Origin of the sequence: Halomonas elongata (genome assembly GCF_029081005.1) — a bacterium.
In the GTDB taxonomy this organism is placed as follows: Bacteria; Pseudomonadota; Gammaproteobacteria; order Pseudomonadales; family Halomonadaceae; genus Halomonas; species Halomonas elongata_B.
The window spans coordinates 1-9,152 of the sequence record NZ_JAJQTQ010000048.1; the positions used below are offsets into that span (position 1 = coordinate 1).

General features: G+C 64.6%; 7 protein-coding genes and 1 tRNA gene. 6 read left to right on the forward strand and 2 right to left on the reverse strand.

Features of this window, described 5'->3' with window-relative positions; translation table 11 throughout:
- Nucleotides 1-140: 140 nt before the first annotated feature.
- Nucleotides 141-227: transfer RNA gene (locus tag LU493_RS19195), tRNA-Leu, on the reverse strand.
- 222 nt (nucleotides 228-449) lie between these two features.
- Between LU493_RS19195 and rnr the strand changes: the two genes are divergently transcribed.
- From rnr to LU493_RS19215, 4 genes are all read left to right on the forward strand, one after another.
- Nucleotides 450-2,873 (forward strand): ribonuclease R, encoded by a 2,424-nt coding sequence (rnr, locus tag LU493_RS19200; protein WP_275289419.1) that lies wholly within the window; start codon nucleotides 450-452, stop codon nucleotides 2,871-2,873.
- Nucleotides 2,874-2,908: 35 nt separating this feature from the next.
- Nucleotides 2,909-3,700, forward strand: coding sequence for a 23S rRNA (guanosine(2251)-2'-O)-methyltransferase RlmB (rlmB, locus tag LU493_RS19205; RefSeq protein WP_275289420.1), 792 nt, complete (start codon nucleotides 2,909-2,911; stop codon nucleotides 3,698-3,700).
- A gap of 358 nt (nucleotides 3,701-4,058) precedes the next feature.
- On the forward strand, nucleotides 4,059-5,903 hold the full coding sequence (gene ilvD, locus LU493_RS19210; protein ID WP_275289425.1) for a dihydroxy-acid dehydratase: 1,845 nt from the start codon (nucleotides 4,059-4,061) through the stop codon (nucleotides 5,901-5,903).
- A 72-nt stretch (nucleotides 5,904-5,975) separates the two neighbouring features.
- The gene (locus tag LU493_RS19215) at nucleotides 5,976-7,085 is read left to right on the forward strand and encodes an oxidoreductase (RefSeq protein ID WP_275289421.1); all 1,110 of its coding nucleotides are present in this window, start codon (nucleotides 5,976-5,978) and stop codon (nucleotides 7,083-7,085) included.
- A 10-nt stretch (nucleotides 7,086-7,095) separates the two neighbouring features.
- Here the strand turns inward: LU493_RS19215 and nudE are convergent, their stop codons facing one another.
- Nucleotides 7,096-7,680 (reverse strand): ADP compounds hydrolase NudE, encoded by a 585-nt coding sequence (gene nudE / locus LU493_RS19220; RefSeq protein ID WP_275289422.1) that lies wholly within the window; start codon nucleotides 7,678-7,680, stop codon nucleotides 7,096-7,098.
- 241 nt (nucleotides 7,681-7,921) lie between these two features.
- Here nudE and yrfG point away from each other — a divergent pair, with 241 nt between their 5' ends.
- Both yrfG and LU493_RS19230 read left to right on the forward strand, forming a co-directional pair.
- The gene (gene yrfG, locus LU493_RS19225; protein WP_275289423.1) at nucleotides 7,922-8,602 is read left to right on the forward strand and encodes a GMP/IMP nucleotidase; all 681 of its coding nucleotides are present in this window, start codon (nucleotides 7,922-7,924) and stop codon (nucleotides 8,600-8,602) included.
- Nucleotides 8,595-8,984, forward strand: a complete 390-nt coding sequence (locus LU493_RS19230) for an RNA-binding S4 domain-containing protein (protein WP_275289424.1) — start codon at nucleotides 8,595-8,597, stop codon at nucleotides 8,982-8,984. The genes yrfG and LU493_RS19230 overlap by 8 nt, the downstream gene beginning before the upstream one ends.
- Nucleotides 8,985-9,152 lie beyond the last annotated feature (168 nt).

The following is a 9,152-nucleotide window of genomic DNA, read 5'->3' on the forward strand; positions in this document are numbered from 1 at the left end:
AGAGGACTTGAACCTCCACGTCCGTAAGGACACTAGCACCTGAAGCTAGCGCGTCTACCAATTCCGCCACCTGGGCGAACACGAACGAATCGAGCTGATAAAGAGCCTGATACCCGGATCCTGATCGAAAAGGGTATCGATGGTGCCCAGAAGAGGACTTGAACCTCCACGTCCGTAAGGACACTAGCACCTGAAGCTAGCGCGTCTACCAATTCCGCCATCTGGGCAAGTGGCGCGTATGTTACCGAATTCTGGCGATAATGCAAGCCCCTTGTGCGTCGACCGGGCCTCGCGAGGCAAACCGACGCCTCGGTATGGTTGGGTGATGGACATGGCAGCGCTATACTGCCGCCCATGACACCATATTCTGATCGCAACAACGATTGCCCGCGGCACCCGCGCGTCACGTCACGCATGCCGTCCCCGACCCTGCCAAGGATGCTCTCAGCATGACCCACTGGACGCTCGAAGACGACGCGCACGCCAGTCGCGAGGCCCACAAGTACGATAAACCCGCCCCCAGCCGCGAATATCTGCTGGCGCGCCTGGAGGAGCACGGTAAACCCATTACCCACGAGGCCATGAGCCAGATGCTGGGCCTCGAGGACGAGGACCTTCAGGAAGCCGTGCGTCGGCGGTTGTCGGCCATGGAGCGCGATGGACAGGTGCTGCGCAATCGCCGCGGTGCCTACGCCCTGATCGACAAGCTGGACCTGATCAAGGGCAAGGTGCTCGGCCACCGGGACGGCTTCGGCTTTCTGCTCCGCGATGACGGCAAGAAACCCGACCTGGTGATACCGCCGCGTCAGATGCGGCGCGTCTTCCACGGTGACCACGTTCTGGTGCGGGTCAGCGGTCGTGATCGCCGTGGACGTGACGAAGCCACCATCGTCGAAGTGCTGGCGCGCAACACCCAGACCATTGTGGGTGTCTATCGTCAGAATACCCCCGAGTTCGGGGTGCTGATCCCGGAAAACTCGCGCATCACCCAGGAAGTCATCATTCCGCATACCGCCAATGGCGGTGCGCAGGATGGTCAGGTGATCTCGGCGAACATCGTCAAGCAGCCGGCCACTCGGGTGCAGCCGGTGGGCGAGGTCAGCGAAGTGCTCGGTGAGCGCATGGACCCTGGCATGGAAATCGACATCGCCTTGCGCAGCTACGAGATTCCCTCGGAGTTTCCGCCGGAGGTGCTGGACCAGATCGCCAGCATGTCCGAGGAGGTGGCCGAGGACGACAAGCAGCAGCGGATCGACCTGCGCGACTATCCCTTGGTGACCATCGATGATGAGTCCGCCAAGGATTTCGATGATGCCGTCTGCGCCTGGAAGACCAAGTCCGGCAGCTGGAAGCTGCTGGTGGCCATCGCCGACGTTTCCCATTATGTGCGTCCGGGCAGCGCCCTGGATCAGGAAGCCATCGCCCGCGGCAACTCGGTGTACTTCCCGGGGCAGGTGGTGCCCATGCTGCCGGAGCTGCTCTCCAATGGCTTGTGCTCGCTGAACCCCGATGTCGACCGCCTGGCGCTGGTCTGCGAGATGAACATCTCCAAGAGCGGTGCCATCAGCCGGTATCGCTTCTTCGAGGCGGTCTTCCGCTCGCATGCCCGGCTGACCTACAACAAGGTCGCGGCGATCCTCGAGGACGAAGGCGAGGAAGCCGATGCCTTGCGCGAGCAGTATCGCGAGCTGGTGCCGTCGCTGCAGAACCTGCATTCGCTTTATGGGCTGCTGCGCCAGTCGCGTGAGGAGCGGGGGGCCATTGATTTCGAAACCACCGAGACGGCCATCGTCTTCAACGACGAGCGCAAGATCGAGAAGATCGAGCCGCGCTCTCGCAACGACGCCCACAAGATCATCGAAGAGTGCATGCTGGCGGCCAACGTGGCCACGGCGCGTTTCCTCGACAAGCACGACCTGCCGGCGCTGTACCGGATTCACGAACGTCCTTCGCCGGAGCGCCTCGACAAGCTGCGCCTGTTCCTCAACGAACTCGGCCTGACGCTGGGCGGCGGCGACGAGCCGACTCCCCAGGATTATCGCGACCTCTCCGAGGCCATCAAGGGGCGTGACGACGCGGACATCATCCAGACGGTGATGCTGCGCTCCATGAATCAGGCGGTCTATTCGCCGCAGAATGAAGGGCACTTCGGCCTGGCATACCAGGCCTATGCGCACTTCACGTCGCCGATTCGCCGCTATCCGGATCTGATCGTGCACCGCGCGATTCGCTCGGTGATCCGCGGCCCGCGTCAGACCAACACCGTACTGCGTGCCGAGAACCCGCCGGTGGAGCCACCCAGCAAGTGGTGCCCCTACACCTTCGAGCAGATGCTCGAGCTGGGCGAGCATTGCTCGATGACCGAGCGCCGTGCCGATGACGCCACGCGCGATGTGGAAGGATGGCTCAAGTGCGAGTTCATGTCCGACAAGCTCGGCGAGGTCTATGACGGAACCATTGCCTCGGTGACGGGGTTTGGCATCTTCGTGCGCCTGGATGAGGTCTATGTCGAAGGGTTGGTGCACGTCACCTCGCTGCCTTCCGACTACTATCACTACGAGGCGGAAAAGCATCGCCTCAAGGGTGAGCGTAGCGGCATGAGCTACCGGCTCGGCGACGGCGTGACCGTCCAGGTGGCCCGGGTCGACCTGGACGATCGCAAGATCGACTTCGAACTGGCCGACGAAAAGCCGCGACCGCGCCGGGCGCCCAAGCGTCGCTCCAGGCCTGCCGACAAGCCGAAGCCCCCGTCCCGTGCCAAAGGCGGTGGTGACAAGGCTGGCGACGGTGACAAGAGTGGCGATGGTGGCAAGGGCGGCAATGGCGAAGAGAGCGGCAAGAAACGCCGCCGCCGTGGTTCGCGTCGCCGCTGAGCGGTGACGCCTCTTCCTGCGACGAGACCTTCCTGATGAGCAAGCAGTCCCACCGCCGAGGGCCCAGGGCCCCCGGCGGGCTAGATGCGGTATATGGTGTTCACGCCGTGCGCGCCTTGATCGAGCGTGGCGAGATGCCGCGCGAACTCTGGGTCCAGGACGGTGACGCCTCCGGCCGTCTGGCCGAGCTGGTCGCGCTCGCCCATGACGGTGGCGTCAAGGTGGTGACACAGCCGCGCGATAGTCTCGACCGTCTCGCCCAGGGCGCCGTGCACCAGGGCGTGGTGGCCTTCTGCCCGCCGTTGGCCTTCGAGGCCGAGGCGTCGCTCTGGCATCGCCTCCAGGGCTGGTCGGCCGAGGCCGCGCCGCTGTTGCTGGTGCTCGATGGCATCACCGATGTGCACAACTTCGGCGCCTGCCTGCGCAGCGCGGATGCCGCCGGGGCTCATGGGGTCGTGGTGCCCAAGGATCGGGCCGCACCGCTCAATGCCACGGTGCGCAAGGTAGCCTGCGGTGCCGCGGAGAGTGTGCCGGTCTATCGGGTGACCAATCTGGCACGCTCGATCGCGCGGATGAAGGAACTGGGGGTCTGGGTGACCGGGACCGCCGGCGAGGCCGAAGCGCATATCCATGACGCCGATTTTACCGGGGCCACGGCGCTGGTGATGGGCGCCGAAGGCAAGGGCATGCGCCGGCTGACCCGGGGAGCCTGCGATAGCCTGGTCAAGCTGCCCATGGCGGGGCAGGTGGCCAGTCTCAATGTCTCGGTGGCGACCGGCATCTGCCTGTTCGAGGCGGTGCGGCAGCGGGGGCTGGGTCGCTATTAATCAGGCAACCCAATAGATCGTCCTGATCTATTGGATTGTCGCCCGCACCACGCTGGCGAAGATGCGTGGATCTTCTGGTGTGGCGCGGGCTCGCGCCGGCCTGACGGCCGGCGGCGGCACGTTCCTGTGCCGCGATTCACCCGACATAAAAACTTGCCGGGTTAAGTAGAGCCGCGAGTGTCGAGCGATGAGTAGCAGGCCTGAACGTTCAGGGGGAGGCTTCAGGCCTGCAGCCCCGTGCCTCCGCCATCTGGCATGCCCGCGCCTCTCGTGACAGAATCGAGGTCCAACCTGGACACCGAGACCGTCAGGCGGCACGTCGCCCGCCCGAGGCGGCGTGACTGAGCAAGAGGACACCATGCCCGAGTACCGTTCCCGAACCACTACCGCCGGCCGCAACATGGCCGGTGCCCGCGCGCTGTGGCGTGCCACCGGCATGAAGGACGATGACTTCCACAAGCCGATCATCGCCGTGGCCAACTCCTTCACTCAGTTCGTGCCGGGGCATGTGCACCTGAAGGACATGGGGCAACTGGTGGCCCGGGAAATCGAGCAGGCCGGCGGGGTGGCCAAGGAGTTCAATACCATCGCCGTGGACGACGGCATCGCCATGGGGCATGACGGCATGCTCTACTCGCTGCCGAGCCGTGACATCATCGCCGACTCCGTCGAGTACATGGTCAACGCCCATTGCGCCGATGCGCTGGTGTGCATCTCCAACTGCGACAAGATCACGCCGGGCATGCTGATGGCCGCGATGCGCCTCAATGTGCCCGTGATCTTCGTCTCCGGCGGCCCCATGGAGGCCGGCAAGACCAAGCTGCTGGACCATGGGCTGGACCTGGTCGATGCCATGGTCATGGCCGCCGACGACTCGGTGGACGACGAGACGCTCAACGAGGTGGAGCGCAGCGCCTGCCCGACCTGCGGCAGCTGCTCGGGCATGTTCACCGCCAACTCCATGAATTGTCTCACCGAGGCGCTGGGCCTGGCGCTGCCGGGCAACGGCACCGTGGTGGCCACTCACGCCGACCGCCGCCGCCTCTTCGAGACCGCCGGCCATCGCATCGTCGAGCTGGCCAAGCGCTATTACGAGGGCGACGAGGCACACCTGCTGCCCCGGGCCATCGGCGCCAAGGCCGCCTTCAAGAATGCCATGACCCTCGATATCGCCATGGGCGGTTCCACCAATACCATCCTGCACCTGCTGGCCGCCGCTCAGGAGGCCGAGATCGATTTCGACATGACCGATATCGACCGCCTGTCCCGGGAGGTACCCCAGTTGTGCAAGGTGGCGCCCAATACCCAGAAGTACCATATCGAGGACGTGCATCGCGCCGGCGGCATCATGGCCATTCTCGGCGAGCTGGATCGGGCGGGCGTGCTGGATACCCGGGTGCCGACGGTCTATGGCGACAGCCTGGCCGAGGCGCTCGAGGCGTGGGACATCATGCGCTCGCCGAGCCCCGAGGTGGTGGAGTTCTACCGGGCCGGGCCCGGCGGGATTCCCACCCAGACGGCGTTCTCCCAGAGCGCCCGCTGGCCGAGCCTCGATGGCGATCGTGCCACCGGTTGTATCCGTGACCTCGAGCATGCCTTCTCGAGGGAGGGTGGCCTGGCCGTGCTCAGGGGCAATATCGCCCTGGATGGCTGCGTGGTGAAGACCGCCGGGGTCGACGAGTCGATCCTGGTCTTCGAGGGCCCGGCCCATGTGGTGGAGTCTCAGGACCAGGCGGTGGAGCACATCCTCGACGGCCAGGTGAAGGAAGGCGAGGTAGTGGTGATTCGCTACGAGGGGCCCAAGGGCGGTCCGGGCATGCAGGAAATGCTCTATCCGACGTCCTATCTCAAGTCGAAAGGACTGGGCAAGGCCTGTGCCCTGCTCACCGATGGCCGCTTCTCGGGGGGGACATCGGGACTCTCGATTGGCCATGTCTCGCCGGAAGCCGCGGCGGGGGGCGCCATCGGCCTGGTCGAGAGCGGTGATACGATCCGTATCGATATCCCCAACCGCGCCATTGACGTCAAGCTCTCCGACGCCGAGCTCGACGCGCGTCGCCAGGCCCAGGAGGCCCGAGATCGAGATGCCTGGAAGCCGAGCATCCAGCGCGTGCGCAAGGTGTCCGCGGCGCTCAAGGCCTATGCGCTGCTGGCGACATCTGCCGACAAGGGCGCGGTACGGGACTTGACCAAGCTCGATTGACACCTTGTTCTTCCGGATCGCCCCGGTTCGTGCGCCGGGGCATCTCCATCGTTGTTGCTAGGACGCTCTGGTATGAAGACTCAGACCCTCAACGTCGGCCTGATCGGCTTCGGCATGGCCGGCAGGACCTTTCATGCGCCGCTGATACAGGCGGCGCCGGGCCTTGAATTGTCCGCTGTGGTCAGCGGCGACGCGGCAAAGGTGCAGGCGGTGTATCCTCAGGTCGCCGTGCACGCCAAGCCCCAGTCGTTGTTTGCCGACGCGGATATCGACCTGGTGGTGGTTGCCACACCCAATGAATCGCATTTTCCGCTGGCCAAGTCGGCGTTGTCGGCCGGCAAGCATGTGGTGATCGACAAGCCCATGTCGGTGTCCCTGGCCGAAGCGCGTCAGTTGAAGTCGCACGCCGACAACGTGGATCGCTTGCTCAGCGTCTTCCACAATCGACGCTGGGACAGCGATTTCCTGACGCTCAAGTCGTTGCTGGAGCGCGGCGAGCTGGGGCGGGTCGCTGCCCTGGAGTCGCGGTTCGATCGATTCCGCCCCCATGTCGGTGATCGTTGGCGGGATCATCACCGGCCCGGCAGCGGTATCTGGTTCGATCTGGGCCCGCACCTGCTCGATCAGGCGCGGGCGCTGTTCGGCATGCCTCGGGCGATCCTGCTGGAGCTGTCGACCGCGCGGGATGGGGCCGAGATCGACGATGATTTCCTGGCGGTACTGGATTATGACGGTCCTCGGGTGATCCTCGGTGCCAGTTCCCTGGTGGCCGAGCCGACACCGCGTTTTGCGGTGTATGGTACGCGGGGCAGTTTCGTGAAATATGGTCTCGATCCCCAGGAGGCCTGGCTCAAGGCCGGCCACGTTCCGGAAGTGGGCTGGGGCACGGATGACAGGCCCGGACGCCTGACGCTCGACGAAGGGCAAGGCGACGAGGTCTCGCTGGTCAGCCATGAACTGCCCGGCGAGGCAGGAGACTATCGGGCCTACTATGACGGCATCGCCGAGACGCTGCTGCGGGGTACGCCACCACCGGTGACGGCCGAGGAGGCCCTGGACACGATGTCGCTGCTCGAGGCCGGACTGGACAGTTATCGACAGGGGCGCTGGGTCAAGCTCAAGGAAGGCAACGGTGTCCGTCGTCGACTCCTCCATGCAAAGGGGGCCGGAGACGCCACCTGAGCATGCGCTCTCACCATAGGGGAGAAGAGGCGGGGTGCTCGGCGCGCAGTTTGTCCCTGGCGATGAACAGGGCGGCGATGGCCCGGGCCTCGTGGAAGTCGTCCCGCGCCAGCAGGGCGCCGATTTCGTCGATGGCGTGGGTTTCCACGATCAGGGGCTCGGGCTCGTCACCGGGGAGCCGCCGGGGATAGAGGTCGGTGGCGAGCATGACCTGCATGCGATGGCGCATGTAGTTGGGCGCCAGGGTCAGTTCCACGAGTGGCTCGAGACGGTGGGCACCGAACCCGCATTCCTCCATCAGCTCACGATTGGCGGCGGCTACGACATCCTCTCCGGGATCCACCAGCCCCTTGGGCAGGGTCAGGGCGTATTCCTCGAGTCCGGCGGCGTACTCGCGAATCAGCAACACATGTTCGGGATCGGGCATGGCGACGATCATCACTGCACCGCCGCCTCTGACATTGCCGCCCAGCCGCTCGAAGGTGCGTTCAGCGCCATTGGCGAAACGTAGCTCCATTTCCTCGATGTTGAACAGGCGGCTGGTGGCGACGCTGCGTCGCGACAGGACATGTGGTTTAGCGTAGTGGTCGACCATGGGGGCTCCGTTCGATCGGGCAGGACAATCACAGTGGGCGATGGAGAGGGGCGCCGGAGACAGGCCGAAGAGACGGTCGATTGCCGGTGGGCTCGACCCCTCTCGTGGGCCTGTCGACGGATCGGTCCCGCGTGACGCGTCGGTGGCGGTAGACGCGGTCGAAATGCGCCGTCGCCCCTGATTGGTTACACTATCATGCCTACTACCCGCGAGACGCCACCGCGCCGCCCTTGAGGAGCCCATGATCGACTGGCGTGCCATTGATACCGTCCTGCTGGACATGGACGGCACACTACTGGACCTGCATTTCGATAGCCACTTCTGGCTCGAACACCTGCCCCGGCGCTACGTGGAGTTGCACCGACTCGACGAGGCCACTCAGGAAGACGTCCGTGCGCGCATCATCCGCGAGCAGGGCACCCTGAACTGGTACAGCCTGGCCTATTGGCGCCGTGAGCTCGGGGTCGACATCCTGGCGCTCAAGCGCGAGGTCCAGCACCTGATCGGCCTGCGTGGCGATGCCCTGGATTTCCTGGCCTGGCTCAAGCAGGCCCACCCCCGTGTGGTCCTGGCCACCAACGCCGACCGCGAGAGTCTGGACTTGAAACTGCCGCTGACCGGCCTCGAGGATTATCTCGATGCCATCGTCTCCTCCGCCGATCTGGGCGTGCCCAAGGAAGAGCAGGCGTTCTGGTTCGCGCTTCAGGAGGTGGAGCCCTTCGACCCGGCCCGTACCCTGTTCATCGACGACAATCCCTCGGTGCTGGAAAGCGCTCGCGAGTTCGGTATTCGTCACCTGCTGGGCATTCTGCAACCCGATAGCCAGCGACCGGGCCGCGAGCTCGAGTCCTTCATCGCCCTGGATCGCTTCGCGGCGCTGTTGCCCGAGGATCTACCGCAAGAGGGAGATGCTCATGGATAACGTCAGGCTCGACAAGTGGCTCTGGGCGGCACGCTTCTACAAGACCCGGGCGCTCGCCAAGAAAGCCGTCGAAGGCGGCAAGGTGCACTACAACGGTGGCCGTGCCAAGACCAGCAAGAATGTCGAAATCGGTGCGCTGATCAAGGTGCCTCAGGGATGGGACATCTGGGAAGTCGAAGTGGTGGCGTTGTCGGAACAGCGACGCGGTGCCCCCGAGGCGCGTCTGCTGTACCGCGAGACATCCGCCAGCGAGGCGTGCCGGACCAGTGAGGCCGAGCGTCGTCGACAGGCCAACCAGGCCATGCAGCACCCCTTCAAGCGACCCGACAAGCGCGAGCGACGCGAGATCAAACGCTTCATGCGAGGGCAGGGCGGGGAATAGCCGCTTCGGGGGAAACGAGCTCCGAGATACGGGATGCGAGCGGTGAGGCGTAAGCTTGAGTGTATCGGAGCAAGGGGTATGCTGCTCGAATCTCGAATCTCGAATCTCGAATCTCGAATCTCGAATCTCGAATCTCGAATCTCGAATCTCGAATCTCGAATCTCGAAT

Excerpts from the sequence above, each read along its gene's own strand:
- rnr (WP_275289419.1), top strand. The coding sequence starts at position 450 with ATGACCCACTGGACGCTCGAAGACGACGCGCACGCCAGTCGCGAGGCC.
- rlmB (WP_275289420.1), top strand. The coding sequence starts at position 2,909 with ATGAGCAAGCAGTCCCACCGCCGAGGGCCCAGGGCCCCCGGCGGGCTA.
- ilvD (WP_275289425.1), top strand. The coding sequence starts at position 4,059 with ATGCCCGAGTACCGTTCCCGAACCACTACCGCCGGCCGCAACATGGCC.
- LU493_RS19215 (WP_275289421.1), top strand. The coding sequence starts at position 5,976 with ATGAAGACTCAGACCCTCAACGTCGGCCTGATCGGCTTCGGCATGGCC.
- nudE (WP_275289422.1), bottom strand. The coding sequence starts at position 7,680 with ATGGTCGACCACTACGCTAAACCACATGTCCTGTCGCGACGCAGCGTC.
- yrfG (WP_275289423.1), top strand. The coding sequence starts at position 7,922 with ATGATCGACTGGCGTGCCATTGATACCGTCCTGCTGGACATGGACGGC.
- LU493_RS19230 (WP_275289424.1), top strand. The coding sequence starts at position 8,595 with ATGGATAACGTCAGGCTCGACAAGTGGCTCTGGGCGGCACGCTTCTAC.